This is a genomic window from Natronococcus sp. (genome assembly GCF_047921035.1).
Lineage (GTDB): Archaea > Halobacteriota > Halobacteria > Halobacteriales > Natrialbaceae > Natronococcus.
In genome coordinates this window covers 1-17,272 of sequence record NZ_JBLRWX010000026.1, presented here as the reverse complement: position 1 = coordinate 17,272, position 17,272 = coordinate 1, and the positions used below count along the sequence as shown (strand labels likewise).

Sequence of the window (17,272 nt, the reverse complement as noted above, 5' to 3'; positions counted from 1 at the left end):
CGTTCGGCTTTCCTATTATTATACAAGAATTTTCCGCTCACGAAACAGATCGCTCGCCGGCTCGAACCGGAAAACTGCGGACGGGTGACGGTCGCTACTCGCGACCTAACGTGTGGAACTCGTCGTTCGGTCGCATCCCGGCGAACATCGCCAGCCGGTTGCTCAGGTTGTAAAACGCCGTCACCGAGGCGATATCCCACAGCGCTTCCTCGCTAAAGCCGGCCTCGCGTAAGGCCTCGAGATCGGCCTCCTCGACCTCGGTCGGGCGCTCGGTGAGTTTCACGGCGACGTCTAACATCGTCCGGTGGGCGTCGTTGATGTCCGCGGTTCGGTAGTTCGCGACCAGTTGATCGGCCAGCAGCGGATCGTCGGCGTAGATACGCACGAGCGCGCCGTGGGCGACGTTGCAGTAGTAGCAGTGGTTGACGCCCGAGACCGCGACGACGATCATCTCGATCTCCTCGCGCTCGAGGGCGGTGTCCTCGACTAAGGCGTCGTGGTACGCGAAGAAGGCCCGGAAGTGCGACGGCTTGTACGACAGCGCCGAGAACACGTTGGGCGTGAAGCCGGCTCGTTCGGTCTCCTCGACGATCCGCTCCCGCAGATCCTCGGGGAGGTCCCCGTAGTCGGGAACCGGGAATCGCTCCATCGCGTCTGCTCGCAGCTCGGGTTCGGGGTCGTCGTCCATCTCGGACATACGGCCGGCTTTGCGGGCGATCGGTATAGTATGCGGTGTCGCTCCCGCTCAGTCGGCGCTTCGATCAGGCTCGAGGACGCCCCCCGCGTCCGTGGCCGCCTCGAGCAGCCGCTCGAGCCCGGCCGTCTCGAGGAGGTGGGACCCGCAGTCGCAGTCGGAGGCGCCGAACTCGGGGACCGCCTCGCCCGGAAGCGTCTTCGCGAGTTCGCACTCCCGGTCAGCGTCGGGGTATCGGGCGGTCGCGGCGAGGGTCGCCGCCTCGTGGCCGAGCAGGTAGTCGACGTGCCAGTGACGGACGTCGCGCTCGCCGCGGGCCAGTTCGCGATGGCGGTCGAGGCGAGCGAACCCGCCGGGGCCGAACGCGCTGCCGACGTAGGCGTACGTCTCGGCCGCGAACTCGCACTCGCCGAGCGCGCCGACCGCGACGCTGATCGGCCGTTCGACGTCGATCGCAAGGACGTAGGTCCCGCTCATACCGATCGCTACCCCCCACGTCAGGAAAACAACGGCGATCCTACCGCTCGCGATCGACGTCGTTCTCGTCCTCGGTCCAGCCGCCCGACTCGTCGCGGAGCCGATCCTGGTCGTGCTCGAGGCCGCCGCCGGACCGATCTCCCGTCTCGGCGTCGGTCGCGTCCTCGGTGCCTCGATCGCGGTTCGGCCGTTCGTCGTCGGTTCGGTCTGTCATAGTTGAGTGACTCGCGGGCGCTCGCTAGCTGTCGCTCTCCGAACGGGGGTTGGCCGATGAGGCGGATAAGGTCGGGGCGTGTGTTCGCTTGCATGAGACTCACACGCTACCCCCAGCGACCGGCGTCCGTCACCGTTTTCCCCCGAAGCGACGACCGTCGATCATGGACGACGCACTCGTTATCGGCGGTACGCGCTTTATCGGTCGCCACCTCGTCGAGGAACTGCTCGAGCACGGCTACGACGTGACGATCCTCAACCGGGGGAGCCACGAGAACCCCTTCGCCGACGACGACCGCGTCGCCCGCATCGAGGGCGACCGAACGAACGACTCGGCGCTCGAGGCGGCCGCGCTCGAGGTCGACCCCGACGCCGTCTTCGACTGCGTCGCCTACTACCCGAAGGACGTCCAGGCGGCGACCCGGATCTTCGACGACTGCGAGGCCTACGTCTTCGTCTCGAGCGGCGCGGCCTACGGCCGCGAGGAGATCCCCAAGCGGGAGGACGAGACGCCGCTCGCGGACTGCAGCCCGGAGCAGGCGGTCGACGACTCCGGCGCGACCTACGGTCCGCGGAAGGCCGAGGGCGATCGGGCGGTGTTCGCCGCCGCGGAACGCGGGGTCCGGGCCATGGCCGTCCGACCCTGCATCGTCTACGGCCCCCACGACTACACCGAACGACTGGACTTCTGGATCGACCGCGTCAACCGCTTCGATCGGGTCGTCGTCCCCGGCGACGGGACGAACCTCTGGCACCGCGCGTACGTCGAGGACGTCGCCAGCGCCCTGCGGATCGTCGCCGAGCGCGGCGAGGCCGGCGAGGCCTACAACGTCGGCGACAGACGGCTCGTCACGCTCGAGGAGATGGTGAATCTGATCGCCGACCGGTTGGACACCACGGCCGAGGTCGTCACCGCCGGTCCCCGCGAACTCGAGGCGGGCGACATCGAGCCCGCCGATTACGTGCTCTACCGGGAGTATCCCCACGTCCTCTCGACCGCCAAACTCGCGGCCCTGGGCTGGGAGTCGACGCCGATCGACGAGGCGATGGCCCGCTCGATCGAGGACCACCTCGAGAGCGACCGCGACGGCAGCGAACACGAGCCCGACCGCGAGAGCGAGGAGCGCGTACTGGGGATCCTCGACACCTTCTGATACGGATTGCTGTACCGATGTACCGGCGCAACCGCGACCCGTGCGGCGGTTGCGCCGGTACTGACGTACAGTAAACCGTATGATTCCCGACCGCTCCTCGAGGGCCCGTCGCGGTCGTGTCGGCGAGCAACAACACGTATATTCCGCTGGTGACTCAGCTACCGTATGTTCGAGAAGTCGACGTGGATTCGCCTTCCGCGGAACGTCATCGTCGGCCACGACGTGCTGTCGGACGTCGTCGACGCCGTGGACGAACTCCACCTGCAGGGACGGCCGCTGTTCGTGACCAGCCCGACGCCGCGTCGGGTCGCGGCGGAGCCGATCGCGGCCGACTTCGAGGCCGCCGGCGTCGAGCCCGTGGTCGTCACCGTCGAGTCGGCGTCGTTCGACGCCGTCGAGGAGGTCATCGAGACGGCCGAGGCCGAAGACGTCTCCTACCTCGTCGGCATCGGCGGCGGGAAGGCGATCGATATCGCAAAGATGGCCAGCGAACACCTCGGGATGGGCTTTCTCTCGGTGCCGACCGCGGCCAGCCACGACGGGATCGTCAGCAACCGCGGCTCGGTACCCGACGGCGACACCCGCCACAGCGTCGCCGCCGAACCGCCGCTGGCGGTGATCGCCGATACGGGCGTCCTCGCGGAGGCACCCTGGGAGCTGACGACCGCCGGCTGTGCCGACATCATCTCGAACTACACCGCCGTCATGGACTGGCGGCTGGCCCGCCGGCTTCAGAACGTCGAGTACTCCGAGTACGCCGCCGCCCTCTCGGAGATGACCGCCGAGATCCTCGTCGACAACGCCGACCACGTCCGACCCGGCCTCGAGGAGTCGGCCTGGATCGTCACCAAGGCGCTGATGTCCTCGGGCGTCGCGATGAGCATCGCCGGCTCCTCGAGACCCGCCAGCGGCGCCGAGCACCTCTTCTCCCACCAGCTCGATCGGCTCGAGCCCGGCGCCGCCCTGCACGGCCACCAGGTCGGGGTCGGTTCGATCATGACCGCCTACCTCCACGGGGGCGAGCGGGGGATCTGGACCGACATCCGTGACGCCCTGGCGAGCATCGACGCGCCGACGACGGCGGCCGAACTCGGCATCGACGACGAGACCGTCATCGAGGCGCTGACGACCTGCCACGAGATTCGCGACCGCTACACGATCCTGGGGAACGGGATGAACGAGCGGGCCGCTCGAGAGGTCGCGACGAAGACCGGCGTTATCGATTAGAGGCCGCGATCGATCGGCAGCGCGGGCTTCGTGCCGAACACCGAGACCAGCACGGCCACGCAGCCGCTGATCGCGAAGTGGGCCCAGTAGGTCGTCAGCCGGTAGAGGATCGCGGCGGCGGTCGCGACGTCGGCCGGAACCCCGGCGGTCGCGACGAGCAGGCTCGCCAGTACGACCTCGATCCCGCCGCTACCGCCGGGCAGCGGAACGATCCCGCCGAAGGAGGCAAGCGGCGCACAAACGAGCACCAGCGCCAGCGGGACGTCGACCCCGAGCGCGAGCAGTCCGAAGTAGAGGGGTAAGGCGTTGAGTACCCAGCTCGCGACCGCGATCCCGAACGCCACGACGAGCGTTCGTCGGGAGGCCTGGATCGCCTCGAGCGTTCCGAAGAAGCCGTCGATGCGACCCGTGAGACGGCCCTCGACGCTCGAAAGTCGCGGCAAGGCGCCGACGGCTGTCTCACAGCGGGCCGCGAGCCCGAACGAGACTCGCCGTGCGGCGCCGCGATTGAAGACGACGAGCAAGGCGCCGGCGGTCAGCAGGCCGCCGCCGCCGGCGATCGCGAGGCTGCCGACGACGGTATCGATCGAGCCGTCGCCGACGGTGGCGAGGATCACCACGCCGATCCCGGCGAGCACCAGACTGCCGACGAGGTTGAACCCCTCCGCGGCGGCGACGACCGCGAGGTTGTCCTCGAACTCCGAGTCGGAGTCCCGCGCGAGCAGGTAGGCCATGACCGGGGTCCCGGTCGAACGCCCCCACGGGAGGGCGCTGCGGGCGAAATAGCCCGAGAGGTACGCCGTCGCGAACGTCGTCCCGCCGGGCGCGCCGTCGATCGGCGCGAGCAGTCGCTTGACTAGCGCCCCGCGGAGCGCGAGCATCCCGAGACCCGCGACGAGGGCGGCCGCGAGTGAGGCCGGATGCGCCGCTCGCACGTGCTCGAGTACCTCGTTCCAGCCGACCCCGGAGACGAACAGTCCCACGACGCCGACGGCAACGACGAGTCCGGCGACCGCTCGCCGCCACTGCATGGGCGGTCGTACAGGTCCGACGCTAAAAACGTCGGTGAAATCGCAGATCTGAATGTCTCTCTCGAGTGTGTGTTCGGTGTCTCGAGAGGTCGATCGGAGTCGGTGGCTCGGAGCCGAGACTCGCACTGAGGCCACCGTCTGGGCCACGCCGAGTTCGGCCCGCCCGGAACGGTTACCGGCGGTCGCGCTCGAGGATCGTCCCCTCGCCACCGACCGCGACGTCGAGGAAGTCGTCGGTCAGGACGGCGTCCTGTAGCTCGGCGTCGGTGGGTGTCTCGTCGGCTTCCCAGCCGTACAGCCGTCGGGTGGCAGCCGTTGCGCTCCCGCCGACGGCGAGGCCGCGGTCGTTGCGCCGGTCCACTCCGAGGAGTTCCCCGTCGGCTGCGGCCTTCTTGGTCCAGACGGCGCCGTTGTACCGGAACGTCGAACCGTCGCCGCCCGCGGCGTGGACGTCGTCGTCGCTCGCGGCGACGTCGGTGAGCGCGACGCTCCCGCCGTCGATACCGATCTCCGCCCAGCTCTCTCCGGCGTCGTCGCTGCGGTAGATCTTCGAGTTCGTATCGGAGACGTAGACCGTCGAATCGTCGAGGAAGCTCGCTCCCCCAACGCTGGAGCCGCCGCCGGGTTCGACGACGTCGCCCCAGTCGACCGACTCGCCGTCGTACTCGCCGGGAAGCACCTCGCCGGAGCCGTTCGCGAGGACGACCCGCTCCCCGCCCGCGTCGCCGCCGACGGCGACCGCCTCCCAGGTGCTCGTCTTCTCCATCGGCGCGGAGAAGTCCTCGAGTTCGTCGTCGGCGAGGTCGTAGCGGCCGACGACGCCGCTGCCGCCGGCAACCCAGGCGGCGTCGCCGTCGTCGGTCGCCGCGGCGTCGGTTAGCGGGCTCTCGTTACCCGCCGGGCCGGCGTCGACGACGACGTACCACTGGTCGTCCTCCCGGCGGAGCACGCGGCCGCCCTCGCCGGTGGCGACCGGCGAACTCGCGGCCGCGACGCCGTACAGCGCGCTCTCGATCGGGACGTCCGCCGCCGACCACTCCCGGTCGGAGAGGCGCAGCGGCGACACCTCGAGCCCGTTGACCGAGACGTTCAGCTGCGGAAGCGGGCCGCGGGAGACCTCGAAATCGTCGACGCGGCCGTCGAAGGCGAACTCGTGTTCGTCGCCGTTGCCGAGAGTTCCCTCGACGGTGCCGTCTTCGATATCCGCGTCCGCGTCGAGCGCGGCGACCTCGCCGTCGACCTCGAGGGTGTACTCGATCGGTGCGGGGACCTCTTTCGAGAGAGTGATCGTCTGGGGAAGCTCCGTCCCGTCGGGGTAGCTTCCGCGCTCGATCGCGGTCGCGGACGCGCCGACCGCGACGTCGAGGAAGCCGTCGGTGCCGAGCGCCGCCCCCCGGAGGTCGCTCTCGGCGGGCTGTGCCGTTTCCTCCCACGTTCCGTCGTCCGCTCGCTCGTAGGTGATGCCGCTGGCCCCCGCCGCCAGTCCGTCGTCGTCGTCACGGGAGACGGCGAGGACCGTCTCGCCGCCGACGTCGTACTCGTCCCAGCCGATATCGTTGTACTCGTAAATGTACCCGCTCTCGCCGACCGCGGTCGCGTCGCTCTCGCCCGTGGCCGCGACGTCCTCGAGTCCGACGTCGGCGACGTGCACGCCCTCATCGTCCCAGGACTCGCCGCCGTCGGTCGTCTCGTAGACCGATCCCTCGGAGTCGGCGACGAAACCCGCGTCACGCTCGTAGAGCGAGACGCCGGTGATCGTCGTTCCGGCACCCGGTTCGGTTACCGTCCCCCAGTCGACGCCGCCGTCGTCCGCCAGTTCCCCGGGAAGGGTCTCGCCGGAGCCGTTCGCGAGGAGGACTCGCTCCTCGCCCGCGTCGCCGGCGACGTCGAGCGCCTCCCAGGTGCTCGTCTTCTCGGTCGTGCTTCCGTCGTCCTCCTCGACTTCGGGCGCGGAGTGGTCCGTGAGCTGGTGGGCCTCGACGTCGTAGCGGCCGACGACGCCGCTGCCCCCGACGAACCAGACGTGACGGCCGTCGTTGGTAACCGCGATATCGTTCAGCGGGTTCGACTCCGTCGTCGGACCGACCTCGATGATCGGCTCCCAGCCGGTAACCCGGCGAGCGAGGACGACGCCGCCCTCGCCGGCGGCGACCGGCCCGTGGCTCGAGATCGCCGCACTCGAGAGCTCCGCGTCCAGCGGAACGTCGGTTTCGGTCCAACCGTCGTCCGACTCCGCGCTCGCGGGGCCGGCGCCGAGTCCGCCGGCCGCGAGGGCCGCTCCGGTCAGTTTCAGCACGGTGCGACGCGTCGTGGTTCCGTTTTCGGTAGCCATGTTCGAATCGTGGGACGTTCGGTCGGTTTCGTAGCGACGCCTCTCTCGAGTCAGATCGTTCCGGTTTCCGTGGTATTGCGTCTGCGAAAAAGCATAGATGGAAATAAAATAAACGTTCGGCTTGAACGGGAATATCTGTTTGATTATCTAGTGAATTTCGGAAAATTCCCTCACAGCAAAAACAGCTAGCAACACAGTGTTGTATTCTGCTCATAACTGCCTGGGTAAAACTCGGACTATCCTCGAGGGCGTACTCGATGCGATCCGGCGGCGCCGCGACGCGCTCGCGTCGCCCGGGAGAAACGCCGTCTGCAGAACCGCGGTCGCGGGAGGCGTCTCAGACGTGCTCGTCGAGGAAGTCGGCGATCGCCGAGTAGGCCTCGATGCGGTTCTCGAGCTTCGAGAAGCCGTGGCCCTCGTCCTCGAAGATCAGCTTGCGGACCGGAACACCCTGCGCCTCGGCCTGCTCGGCGATCTGTTCGGCTTCCCCGACCGGGACGCGGGGGTCGTTCTCGCCGTGAAGGACGAACAGCGGGGCTGCGATCTGCTCGATGTTGTTGGTCGGCGAGATCTCCTCGAGGAACTCCCGATCCTCGGCGAGGCTGCCGTACTCGGCCTCGCGTAGCTCGCGGCGCCAGTCGCCGGTGTTCTCGAGGAACGTGACGAAGTTGGCGATGCCGACGATGTCGATCCCGGCGGCCCAGAGTTCGGGGTACTCCGTCATCGACGCGAGCACCATAAAGCCGCCGTAGGAGCCGCCCTTGGCGACGATCCGGTCGGGATCGACCGCCTCGTGGCCCTGCAGCCACTCGACGCAGGCGCGGATGTCGGCCACGGAGTCCATCCGCCTCTCGACGTCGTCGAGGGCGGCGTAGTCGGCGCCGTACCCCGCCGATCCCCGGACGTTGGGCTCGAAGTAGGCGTACCCCCGGTCGAGGAAGTACTGTTTGACGCTCGAGAACGACGGCCGGCGCTGGCTCTCGGGACCGCCGTGGATGTCGACGATCACGGGGACGCCCTCGTCGCTCTCGGTTTCGCTCGCCTCGTCCTCGCTGGGGAGCGTGAGGAAGCCGGGCACTTCCAGTCCAGCGTGGGACTCCGACGGAGTCCCACGAGCGGACGGGCTTTGCCCGTCAACGCCGAAGCTCTCGACGTGGACCAGATCGGACTCGTCGAACGTCTCGGGCGGGATCCCGCCAGTCGGCGCCGCGGTCCAGCGCTCGGTCTCGCCCGTCTCGAACTCGACTACGAAGGCGTTCGTGTTGACCGTGTCCCCGGTCGTCGAGATGGCGAACCGCTCGGCGTCGGGATCGAAACTCACGCCGCCGGCGACGCCGCCCGGCAGATCGGGTTCGGGGAAGGTCTCGAACTCGGTCGGCTCGTCGGCGTCGAACTCGCCGACCGTCAGCTCCGTGTAGCCCTCGACGTTCTTCGAGTAGACGAACCGGCCCGTCTCGTCGTCCAGCGCGATGCCGTCGACGTTCCACTCCTCGTCGGCGACGACGGGCTCGAGTTCGCCGCTCTCGCGGGTCGTTTCCCTCCCCGCTCGAGTCTCCGGGGCGCTTTGCGCCCCGCCCTCGAGGTCGAGATGCGCAAGGTAGAGCGTGTCGGCGTCGCCCTCGTCGGTGACGAGGTAGACCCCCTCGCCGTCGGGGCCCCAGCTCGCGCTCTGATACCGGACGTCGCCCTCGTGGGGCGTGAGGTGCTCGAGTGCTCCGGTCTCGAGGTCGAGGACGTACAGGTCCTGATCGAAGTTGGAGTACGCCTGCGAGACGAGCAGTCGGGAGTCGTCGGGGCTCCAGCCCGACAGCGAGAGCCAGCCGTCGCCCTCGTGGACGAGCCGGGCGTCGTCCCCAGTCTCATCGCGGTCCTGCACGTAGATGTCGAACACTGACTCGTCGCGGCGGTTGGAGGCGAACGCGAAGCGGTCGCCGTCGTGACTCCAGCCGCCCCAGCGGTGTTTCGCGTCGGGCATCGCGGTCAGGTTCTCGATCTCGCCGGTGTCGGCGTCGAGCCGGTAGAGCTGGGCTCGCTCGTTGCCGCCCTCGTCCATCCCGAAGATCAGCTCGGGCCGTTCGGGCGACCAGGAGGCGAAGGTGATCCGCTCGTCGTAGAACGTGCGCTGCTCGGGCCACTCGCGGGGCCCCTCGAGCGTCCAGACCTGGGCGACGCCCGTCGTGTCCATCAGGAAGGAGAGTCGCTCGCCGTCGGGACCGAAGGAGGTCCCGTAGGCGCTGCGAACGTTGAGGTAGCGTTCGATGTCGTAGCGTCCCATGAGACGGTGGTACGAACGCGACCCGGTAGTCGTTTCGGTCCCGGAACCCGGCGACCGATCCGGGTAGTCGCCGCCTACGCCCGACGACGCGAGGCCGATCCGTCGGCGTCACCCTCGTGCGCCGGCCGACCGGAGGTTTGCGGTGCTTAACAATACCGACCGGGGTGCGTACGTCGGGTACGATGCCGGGAACGCGCGGGTACGACCGGAAGCCGGACGGAGGATCCGTCGGAGCGGTGCTCGTCACGGCGGTCGCCGTCCTCGTCGTCTTCGGGATGACGATCGCCGGCGTTACCCTGGGGCTCGGACTCAGCGGCGACGCCTCGAGCGCCGAGACGGACGCCGACAGCGAGGACCTGCCGGGGCTCGAGGACGATCCCTCCGAGGCGATCGACGCTACCGATTCGGACGACGAGGAGACCGACGACGAAATAGCGGAAGTCGACTGGGGAGAGCCCGAGGACGACGGGCCCGACGAGAACGCGAGTGACGGCGACGAGTCGGATGACGACACCGACGGGAACGAATCGGACGACGACGAGTCGGGTGGAAACGAGACCGACGGAAACGAATCGTCGACCGAGGACGACGAAGACGATGATGAGGGCGACGACGAGGACGAAGGCGACGATGAGGACGGCGACGACGAGGAGGACGAGGAGGAAGAAGCGGACGACGAAGAGGACGAGGAGGAAGAAGCGGACGAGGATGAGGACGACGACGATGACGACGACGATGACGACGACGATGAGGACGACGACGAGGACGACGATGATGATGACGACGATGAAGACGACGACGATGACGACTGACGGCGGTAGCTCGAGCCCCGTCGCCCCCTCCGGCAGATCGTCCGTCGTTCCCGTGCGACGGCGGGCGTGAGTTCCCTCTCTCTACCGCGTCGGATCGGACACGCAGCTACAAGTGCGCTCGCTCCGACGTTTCGGCTATCGCTATGGATCTCCCCGAGGCGCTGACCGCCCGCGGTAACGTCACCTGCGTCGTCGGCGCGGGCGGCAAGAAGTCGACGCTGTACGCGCTCGCGGATCGCCTCGAGCGCGCGATCGTCACCGCCACCGTTCGCATCCCGCCGTTCAAGGAACAGGTCGAGGACGTGATCGTCACGGATCGCCCGCTCGAGGCGATCGAGTCGGCGGAAGCGTGGCCGATCGGGCTCGTCGCCGGCCGCGAGGGCTCGGACCGTTACCTCGGCTACGACCCCGAAACCGTCGACGAGTTCGTAGCCGACCTCGAGGCGGAGACGTCGGTGGTCGTCAAGGCCGACGGCGCCCGCACCCGCTGGTTCAAGGCGCCCAACGACGACGAGCCACAGCTTCCGACCGCGACCGACGTCGTCGTCCCGATCGCGAGCGCGAAAGTCGTTGGCGAGCGACTCGGCGAGGAGCACGTCCACCGCCCCGAGCGGGTCGCGGCGATCACCGACCTCGAGCCCGGCGATCGGATCTCGGCGAGCGACGTCGCGACCGCCGTGGCGAGCGACCGGGGCGGATGTAAGGACGTCCCCGACGGCGCGAGGGTGATCCCGCTCGTGAACATGGTCGACACGCCCGACCTCGAGGCGACGGCCCGTGAGATCGCGGCCGAAATTTACGATCGTCGCGACGTCGACCGGGTCGTGCTGACGCGGCTGCTCGAGGACGAGCCGGTCGTCGACGTCGTGTGACTCCGTTCGACGGCGATCGCAGCCGAGAGCTTTAACTATCGCTCGGCGGTTACGATCACGGGACTGCATGGAAACGGGGGAGACTCTCGTCCGCGTCGATCTCGGGGCCGAGTCCGTCGCGTCCGAACCGGTACCGGAGTCCTGGCGCCGACGGTACGTCGGCGGGAAGGGACTGGGCGCTCGCTACCTCTACGAGGAGCTGGAGCCGAGCACGGATCCGCTTGGCGACGAGAACGTCCTGCTGTTTCTCACCGGTCCGCTGACCGGTCTCCTGCCCGGCGAGCAGCGATCCGTCGTCGTCACCAAATCGCCCCTGACCGGGGCGTTTCTCGACTCCTACGCCGGCGGCTCGATGGCCGGCCGGCTCGCGGGTTCGCTCGAGGACCACGTCGGAATCCTCGTCACCGGGCGAGCGGATCGTCCCGTCAGACTCGAGATCGAGGGCGGCGAGGTCTCGATCGAACCCGCCGAGGACTGGTGGGGACTCGACGCCCGCGGGACCGACGAGCGAGCGGGCGAGGCCGCGGTCGCCTGCATCGGCCCCGCGGGCGAGCACGGCGTCTCCTACGCGACGATCGCCTCCGACGGCGGCGACCACCACGCCGGCCGGGGCGGCGCGGGCGCGGTGATGGGCGCAAAGCGGCTGAAGGCCCTGGTCGCTCACGACGATCCCCCCGAACTCGACGAGGACCTCCGAGAACTCCACCGACGGTACGAGGAGGCCTTTGCGACCGACGACACGGGCCGCTGGCAGGCCGCCAGCGAGACCCTCGAGACGATCGACTTCGCGAACGAGGTGGGCGTCCTCCCGACCCGCGGCTGGCAGGAAGGCCGGTTCGACGGCGCCGACGAGATCGGTATCGAGGCCGTCCGCGACGCGTCCCACGACCGCGAGCGAGCCGACGAGCCGGTGCCGGGCGGGTTCCAGGTCGAGAGCGACGACGGCGAGAGCGTTCCGCGGGGATCGACCCCGATCTCGCTCGGTGCGGGCCTGGGAATCGACGACTTCGACGCCGTCGCCACCCTGGGATCGGTCTGCGATCGGCTCGCGCTGGACGTCATCTCGGGAGGCAACGCCGTCGCCTGGGCGATCCGCGCGAGCCAGGAGGGGCTGATCGATCGCGACCTCGAGTTCGGCGACGAGGCCGGTGCCAGGAAGCTGATCGAGGAGATCGCTCGTCGCTCGAGCCCGCTCGGCGATACCCTCGCGGACGGCGTCGACGCGGCCGCGGCCGAGTACGGCGGCGCCGACCTGATTCCCTCGGTGAAGGGGATGGCGCTGCCGGCCTACGACCCCCGCGGGGCGTCAGCGATGGCGCTCGCCTACGCGACCAGCGACCGAGGCGCCTGCCACCGCCGCGCCCGGCCGGTCGAGGTCGAGGCGCTGGGCGGCACCGACTGGAGCGCCGTCGACCGCGTGAACAGGGTGATCGCCGAGCAGGACCGCCGCGCCGTGCTCTGGAGCCTGATCGCCGACGACTTCTTCGGCGAGGCGCTCTCGGCGACGCTGGGTGCCGACTGGCTCGCCGCGATCGGCCGCGACTACGACCCCGAGGCGCTCCGCCGGGCCGGTGCGCGAATCTGGACGCTGATCCGGCTTTTCAACTGCCGCGAGGGCTTTTCGCGCGAGGACGACGCGCTGCCGGAGCGGCTCACGGAACCGCTCGAGGGTGGTCCTAACGACGGCGCGGCGATCGACGCGGCCGGCTTCGAGGAGACCCTCGAGCGCTACTACGAGCGACGCGGCTGGGACGCGGAGGGCCGACCGACCCGCGAGACGATCGAACGCTACGGGCTCGAGGACCTCGAGTCAGACTACCACCGATGACCGAACGAATCGACCTCGACGAACTCGACGTCGGCGACGAGGACGAGGAGACGGAGGAACCGAACCGCGGCGACTGGCTCTGGCGCGGCGAGGGCAGTCCCGACGAGGAACCCGACCGTCCGGAGACGACCGGTCCCGCGGTCGAGCCGGACGACGGTACGGCTGAGGTGGGAACCGACGAGTCGGCTGCCGACGACGACTCCCCGCCCGCACCCCACGTTCCGCGGGCGAACCGGGACAGCCCGGTCGGGATTCCGACCGAAGGCGGCGGGGCCGGTGCGGGCGGGCCGGTCGATACGACGGGGACGACGGCCGAACCCCGTCCGGCCGGCTCGGCAGCCGACGGCCCCCACGGCGGCGGCGCCGACGAGATGACGGTCGCGTTCACCTACCGGGCGGTTCAGCGGCTCGAGACGCCCGCGGCCGTCTTCGCGGACGCCGCCTCCTGGGCCGACTGGATCGGGATCGTCGGCGACGTCGAGACCCACGCCATCACGAACTTCCAGCGGACGAACACGATCGACGCCGACTTCTTCACCGGCAGCGGGACGAGTCCCGCCGAACGGCTCCGCGAGATCGACACGACCTCGATGTTCTACGCCGAGCGGATGGTCGTCATCGGCCTCGAGGACGAGGAACCGATCGCGGAGGCCGCCGACTGGGAGTTCATCCCGATCGAGGCCGCCGCGGAGGCCGCCGACTGGGGACTGAAATCCTGACAACGCATCCGACTGTTCATCACGATCTTCAAAACGTTCTTACCCCTCGACCTGATTCACTCGGATCGACATGGGACTTCGAACGGCGTTTCGACAGAACCCGCTCGTGCTCGTCGGCCTGCTCGTCTTCGGGGCGTGGACGTTTCTGACGATCCTGAACGTCTCCTCGAGCATGGGCGGTATCGTCTACGGCGACTGGGTCGGCCAGACCGGCGTCGTCGGCCTGATCGGCCTCGGCGTGATGTTCGTGCTCGCGCTGGCGACCGTCCTGCTCTACGGCGAACTCGGCGAGCCGAACCCGGGTCCCGAGGAGTTCCCGCCGAGCGAGTGAGATGGCCGGCGACACACCGACAGCCGACGCGCTGTCGTTCGACCTGAGCGACCGCTTTCTGGCAGCCGCCGAGGAGTGGGGCGACGCCCGGGTGATGACGGGGTCGGCCGCGGTCGAGGCGAAAGTCGAGCAGGCGCTGCTCGAGATTGAACACCTCGTCTCCGGTGCGACCGCGGTCGAGTTCGACCTCGAGGACGAGACGATCGTCTACGAGCCCAGCGACGACCTCGGGGCGTTCCTGACCGACCAGAGCGCGGAGACGGGGCTCGAGCCCGACCGACTGCTGAAACTGCACGTCGACCTGTTCGCCCGCGCCTTTCTCGAGGACTCGAACTGACCAGTCGGACGGAAAACTGTTTTACGGCCCGGCCCGGTAGCCACGGACAGCATGCCACGGCGACACACCAACTGGACCCCCAAAGACGGCGACGAGGCGGACCGCAAGTCCTGGACCCACACCGGCGCGCACGTGATCGCGGACGACGAGGTCGACGGCGTCGTCGAGTTCCCCGAGGAACTCAAGGAGAAGGAACGAAGCGACGACGACGAGTAGCGGACGTCGACACCGCGTTTTCGGTCGACCTTTTCGGTGCTTCACGCCCTCCTCTCGAGGAAGTCACCTCTCGGTTACCGAAGCGGCAGACAGAGCTGATCTCGGCGTTCAGAACGCACGTGAAACTCGCGTTCGGTAGAGACGACTCACTCACCGCTCGCTTCGCTCGCGGTTCGATCGTCGTCCCGCAGAGAGACGCGCTGTCGCGCGTCTCGGACGGCCGTTCGCCCAGTAGAAACTGCGAGCGAAGCGAGCAGTTTGCACTCTCTACGTAACGAACCGGCCGATACGGATCCGTCACTACAACTGAGCGAAAATCCGTCCTACGGACTATCGGTACCGCCGATCAGCTGACTTGCATCGCGATCTCCTCCTCGAACTCGTTGTATCCCGCCAGCAGGTGGCCGACGGCCTCGTAGAACGTCTCGTTAGTTTTCTCGGCGATCTCGAGCGCGCAGTCCTCGAGCCAGTGGGTGAGGTGTTCCTCGTGGAACACCCGCTGGTAGCCGAGTGCCTCCTCGCGACCCTGGTGCTGGGAGCGGATCAGGTACCGGAGGAAGGCGAGTTCGACCGCGACGTGGTCGGCCTCCTCGGGGTAGTTCTCGGGCGGGCTCCAGCCCGCAGCGCCGTAGCTGGCCTTGACCTTCGGGAGCCCCTCGCCGAGGTACTCCATCTCCTCGCGGACGTAGGTCTCGTGGGGGATCACGGGCGGGCGGGGACCGACGAGCAGTCGGGTGTACTCGACCTCGAGGTCGTCGACGACGTCCTCGATGGGTCGGTCCCGGTTCGCCTCGATGAACTCCTCGAGCAGCGCGAACCCGGTCTCGAGCTCCTCGTTGACGGTGCCGGAGGGGCCGGTGACGTCACCCTCGAGGACGTCCTCGACGAACGCTTCGCCCGGCGCGTCGTGGGTCGCCGCGACGAGGAACTCGACCAGATCGAGCCGAGCCTCGTAGATCGCTTCCATATCCATATCGATCACTCGTCGTTCCGGCGGTACAGTAACTTCGATCGACAGTCCGAACAGTAGTCGAAGACGCTCCCCTCGGCGTGGGGGGCCATCCCCGAGACGAGGTCGCCGACCTCGCCCTTGATCCGCTCGGCCGAGCGCTCGCTGGTGAACTCCTTTCCGCAGCTGCGACACTCGAGCATCGAGCCCTCGAACACCGTCGACCAGGCGGGGTCCTCGTCGTCGCGGTTCTCCGGCAGGAGGGAGAGATCGAGCCCCTGCTCGACGGTGATGGCGTCCTCCATGCAGCCCTCCTCGCAGAGTTCGCAGTTGACACAGCGCTCGTGGTTGAACTCGAGGCCGGTCTCGGTCCGGCGCAGCGCGTCGGTCGGACAGAGGTTCGAACACGTCGGGGTGAGCGTGCAGGCGTCGCTGACGTCGACGACGCCGAAGTCCTTCAGCCCGCGGATCACCCGCCGCTCGGGCTCGACGTGTGCGAGGATCGCCCGGACGCTCTCGAGGGTCCAGCCGTGACTGTCGAAGGGGGGGTTCTCGCGGTCGGGGTCGTCGATGCCGCCCTCGGCCTCGTGTTCGCCCGCGGGAACGGGCGTCGGCTCGAGCCCGTCGACGAACGCCGTCAGCGAGTCGACGAATTCGTCGGGGTCGTCGGCCGAGGGGGCGAAGAACTCGACGCGCTTCCCGAGGCCGAGATCGGTCGTCGCCCGCTCGAGGCGGTCGACGAGTTCGGCCTTCGGATCCGGCCCGGAGTGCAGACAGCTCCCGCCGCAGCCGACGATCGCGACGCCGTCGGCGCCGGACGCCAGCGCGTGCATCGCGTGGGCCTCGCCGACGGTGTCGGTGCAGTTGACCCGCACGGGGAGGATCGGCGGGTAGTCGACGTCGGCTTTCCCCGCGGCCGCGAGCCGGCCGTACTCCCGGACGGCGTCCTCGGCGCGCTCCGAGCAGACGAACGCGACGACGGCGTCGTCGATCCCCGAACTCGAGCGGCCCGGGATCCAGCTTCGCTCGACCTCGTCGGGAACTACGAGCGCCTCGACCTCGCGGGCGATGCGCTCGTTGCTCGGCTCGCGGAGCCGGGTCGCGCCGGTGGGACAGGAGCTCGTGCAGGCGCCGCAGTTCTGGCAGAGCGCCTCGTGGAACTCGACCTCGTCGATCCGCGCGCGCTCGACGGCGCCGTGGGGGCAGGCCTCGACACACTCGTTACAGCCCATCTGGCTCGAGTCGCCCGCGGCGCAGACGTCCATCTCGAGGTCCAGGAACTCGGGTTTCGTGATCCCGCCGAGCTGGCGTTCGATCGCCGAGACCTTCGCAGGGGTGATCGGCGCGGTGTAGAAGCCGATCCGCCCGCCGCGGGCCGAGTCGGTCGCGTCGGGGTAGACGACCTGGTCGGCCTCGAGGGTGCGCTCGACGCCCTCGAGTTCGATGGCGTCGGTCGGGCAGAGTTCGGGCAACGAGTCGTCGTCGACATCGGGGTCGAGGTCGACGGGGTAGCGGGTCGCCTTTCCGTCGGGTGCCTCGTGGACGCACTCCATACAGGAGATGCAGTCGTCGGTGACCAGACTCCGAAGGGTGAGCTCGAACTCGCCGAAGCTCCCCTCGACCTCGACGACGCGGCCCCGCTCGATCCGGACGTCGTCGAGGTCGTACTCGGTGTCGGCGAAGTCCCGGCCGTCCGCGATCAGGGTCACGTCGGCGCCCTCGGCGAGCCCGGCCGCGGTCTCGGGGTCGCCGACGACCGCGACGGACGGGAGCTGGCTCACCGACTCGAGCGTGGCGGCCACCGC

At 68.8% G+C, this 17,272-nt stretch carries 17 protein-coding genes; 9 read left to right on the top strand and 8 right to left on the bottom strand.

The genetic code is table 11. The features are described from left to right. Positions 1-94: 94 nt before the first annotated feature. From ACNA7R_RS07510 to ACNA7R_RS07500, 3 genes are read right to left on the bottom strand one after another with little or no spacing between them, the layout of a single operon-like run. The gene (locus ACNA7R_RS07510) at positions 95-697 is read right to left on the bottom strand and encodes a peroxidase-related enzyme (protein ID WP_416282951.1); all 603 of its coding nucleotides are present in this window, start codon (positions 695-697) and stop codon (positions 95-97) included. Positions 698-745: 48 nt separating this feature from the next. Then, positions 746-1,171 carry a GIY-YIG nuclease family protein gene (locus tag ACNA7R_RS07505; protein WP_416282950.1) on the bottom strand — a complete coding sequence of 142 codons (426 nt, stop codon included), beginning with the start codon at positions 1,169-1,171 and terminating at the stop codon, positions 746-748. Between the two features lie 40 nt (positions 1,172-1,211). Beyond that, positions 1,212-1,385 (bottom strand): hypothetical protein, encoded by a 174-nt coding sequence (locus tag ACNA7R_RS07500; RefSeq protein ID WP_416282949.1) that lies wholly within the window; start codon positions 1,383-1,385, stop codon positions 1,212-1,214. Positions 1,386-1,548: 163 nt separating this feature from the next. Between ACNA7R_RS07500 and ACNA7R_RS07495 the strand changes: the two genes are divergently transcribed. Both ACNA7R_RS07495 and ACNA7R_RS07490 read left to right on the top strand, forming a co-directional pair. Further along, positions 1,549-2,538, top strand: a complete 990-nt coding sequence (locus ACNA7R_RS07495; RefSeq protein WP_416282948.1) for an NAD-dependent epimerase/dehydratase family protein — start codon at positions 1,549-1,551, stop codon at positions 2,536-2,538. Positions 2,539-2,703: 165 nt separating this feature from the next. Beyond that, positions 2,704-3,765, top strand: coding sequence for an NAD(P)-dependent glycerol-1-phosphate dehydrogenase (locus ACNA7R_RS07490; RefSeq protein ID WP_416282947.1), 1,062 nt, complete (start codon positions 2,704-2,706; stop codon positions 3,763-3,765). On the opposite strand, the gene ACNA7R_RS07485 is transcribed toward ACNA7R_RS07490, so the two are convergent. From ACNA7R_RS07485 to ACNA7R_RS07475, 3 genes are all read right to left on the bottom strand, one after another. Further along, positions 3,762-4,796 (bottom strand): lysylphosphatidylglycerol synthase transmembrane domain-containing protein, encoded by a 1,035-nt coding sequence (locus ACNA7R_RS07485; RefSeq protein ID WP_416282946.1) that lies wholly within the window; start codon positions 4,794-4,796, stop codon positions 3,762-3,764. The two genes, ACNA7R_RS07490 and ACNA7R_RS07485, sit on opposite strands and share 4 nt — an antisense overlap. 172 nt (positions 4,797-4,968) lie before the next feature. Next, positions 4,969-7,128, bottom strand: a complete 2,160-nt coding sequence (locus ACNA7R_RS07480) for a hypothetical protein (protein ID WP_416282945.1) — start codon at positions 7,126-7,128, stop codon at positions 4,969-4,971. A 337-nt stretch (positions 7,129-7,465) separates the two neighbouring features. Next, complete coding sequence (locus ACNA7R_RS07475) at positions 7,466-9,403, bottom strand: S9 family peptidase (RefSeq protein WP_416282944.1); 1,938 nt, start codon at positions 9,401-9,403, stop codon at positions 7,466-7,468. Between the two features lie 182 nt (positions 9,404-9,585). Between ACNA7R_RS07475 and ACNA7R_RS07470 the strand changes: the two genes are divergently transcribed. From ACNA7R_RS07470 to ACNA7R_RS07440, 7 genes are all read left to right on the top strand, one after another. Then, positions 9,586-10,215, top strand: a complete 630-nt coding sequence (locus ACNA7R_RS07470) for a hypothetical protein (protein ID WP_416282943.1) — start codon at positions 9,586-9,588, stop codon at positions 10,213-10,215. Between the two features lie 143 nt (positions 10,216-10,358). Further along, positions 10,359-11,087 (top strand): selenium cofactor biosynthesis protein YqeC, encoded by a 729-nt coding sequence (gene yqeC / locus ACNA7R_RS07465; RefSeq protein WP_416282942.1) that lies wholly within the window; start codon positions 10,359-10,361, stop codon positions 11,085-11,087. 67 nt (positions 11,088-11,154) lie between these two features. Beyond that, the gene (locus ACNA7R_RS07460) at positions 11,155-12,915 is read left to right on the top strand and encodes an aldehyde ferredoxin oxidoreductase family protein (RefSeq protein WP_416282941.1); all 1,761 of its coding nucleotides are present in this window, start codon (positions 11,155-11,157) and stop codon (positions 12,913-12,915) included. After that, a complete protein-coding gene (locus ACNA7R_RS07455) occupies positions 12,912-13,634 on the top strand; it encodes a hypothetical protein (RefSeq protein ID WP_416282940.1) in 723 nt (240 codons plus the stop codon). Before ACNA7R_RS07460 ends, ACNA7R_RS07455 begins: the two co-directional genes overlap by 4 nt. Before the next feature lie 70 nt (positions 13,635-13,704). Beyond that, entirely contained in the window at positions 13,705-13,965 is a 261-nt protein-coding gene (locus ACNA7R_RS07450; RefSeq protein WP_416282939.1) for a hypothetical protein, read from the top strand. Position 13,966: 1 nt separating this feature from the next. Further along, positions 13,967-14,302, top strand: a complete 336-nt coding sequence (locus tag ACNA7R_RS07445) for a hypothetical protein (RefSeq protein WP_416282938.1) — start codon at positions 13,967-13,969, stop codon at positions 14,300-14,302. A gap of 51 nt (positions 14,303-14,353) precedes the next feature. Continuing rightward, positions 14,354-14,518 (top strand): hypothetical protein, encoded by a 165-nt coding sequence (locus tag ACNA7R_RS07440; protein WP_416282937.1) that lies wholly within the window; start codon positions 14,354-14,356, stop codon positions 14,516-14,518. 346 nt (positions 14,519-14,864) lie between these two features. Here ACNA7R_RS07440 and ACNA7R_RS07435 read toward each other — a convergent pair whose 3' ends face one another. Together ACNA7R_RS07435 and ACNA7R_RS07430 are read right to left on the bottom strand one after the other, a co-directional pair. Continuing rightward, entirely contained in the window at positions 14,865-15,491 is a 627-nt protein-coding gene (locus tag ACNA7R_RS07435; protein WP_416282936.1) for a TorD/DmsD family molecular chaperone, read from the bottom strand. A 5-nt stretch (positions 15,492-15,496) separates the two neighbouring features. Then, positions 15,497-17,272 (bottom strand): hydrogenase iron-sulfur subunit (locus ACNA7R_RS07430; protein ID WP_416282935.1); only part of this gene is annotated, 1,776 nt, incomplete at its 5' end.

Bases quoted from the DNA above. Each gene is read 5' to 3' on its own strand.
- ACNA7R_RS07510 (WP_416282951.1), bottom strand. From the start codon at position 697: ATGTCCGAGATGGACGACGACCCCGAACCCGAGCTGCGAGCAGACGCG.
- ACNA7R_RS07505 (WP_416282950.1), bottom strand. From the start codon at position 1,171: ATGAGCGGGACCTACGTCCTTGCGATCGACGTCGAACGGCCGATCAGC.
- ACNA7R_RS07500 (WP_416282949.1), bottom strand. From the start codon at position 1,385: ATGACAGACCGAACCGACGACGAACGGCCGAACCGCGATCGAGGCACC.
- ACNA7R_RS07495 (WP_416282948.1), top strand. From the start codon at position 1,549: ATGGACGACGCACTCGTTATCGGCGGTACGCGCTTTATCGGTCGCCAC.
- ACNA7R_RS07490 (WP_416282947.1), top strand. From the start codon at position 2,704: ATGTTCGAGAAGTCGACGTGGATTCGCCTTCCGCGGAACGTCATCGTC.
- ACNA7R_RS07485 (WP_416282946.1), bottom strand. From the start codon at position 4,796: ATGCAGTGGCGGCGAGCGGTCGCCGGACTCGTCGTTGCCGTCGGCGTC.
- ACNA7R_RS07480 (WP_416282945.1), bottom strand. From the start codon at position 7,128: ATGGCTACCGAAAACGGAACCACGACGCGTCGCACCGTGCTGAAACTG.
- ACNA7R_RS07475 (WP_416282944.1), bottom strand. From the start codon at position 9,403: ATGGGACGCTACGACATCGAACGCTACCTCAACGTTCGCAGCGCCTAC.
- ACNA7R_RS07470 (WP_416282943.1), top strand. From the start codon at position 9,586: ATGCCGGGAACGCGCGGGTACGACCGGAAGCCGGACGGAGGATCCGTC.
- yqeC (WP_416282942.1), top strand. From the start codon at position 10,359: ATGGATCTCCCCGAGGCGCTGACCGCCCGCGGTAACGTCACCTGCGTC.
- ACNA7R_RS07460 (WP_416282941.1), top strand. From the start codon at position 11,155: ATGGAAACGGGGGAGACTCTCGTCCGCGTCGATCTCGGGGCCGAGTCC.
- ACNA7R_RS07455 (WP_416282940.1), top strand. From the start codon at position 12,912: ATGACCGAACGAATCGACCTCGACGAACTCGACGTCGGCGACGAGGAC.
- ACNA7R_RS07450 (WP_416282939.1), top strand. From the start codon at position 13,705: ATGGGACTTCGAACGGCGTTTCGACAGAACCCGCTCGTGCTCGTCGGC.
- ACNA7R_RS07445 (WP_416282938.1), top strand. From the start codon at position 13,967: ATGGCCGGCGACACACCGACAGCCGACGCGCTGTCGTTCGACCTGAGC.
- ACNA7R_RS07440 (WP_416282937.1), top strand. From the start codon at position 14,354: ATGCCACGGCGACACACCAACTGGACCCCCAAAGACGGCGACGAGGCG.
- ACNA7R_RS07435 (WP_416282936.1), bottom strand. From the start codon at position 15,491: ATGGATATGGAAGCGATCTACGAGGCTCGGCTCGATCTGGTCGAGTTC.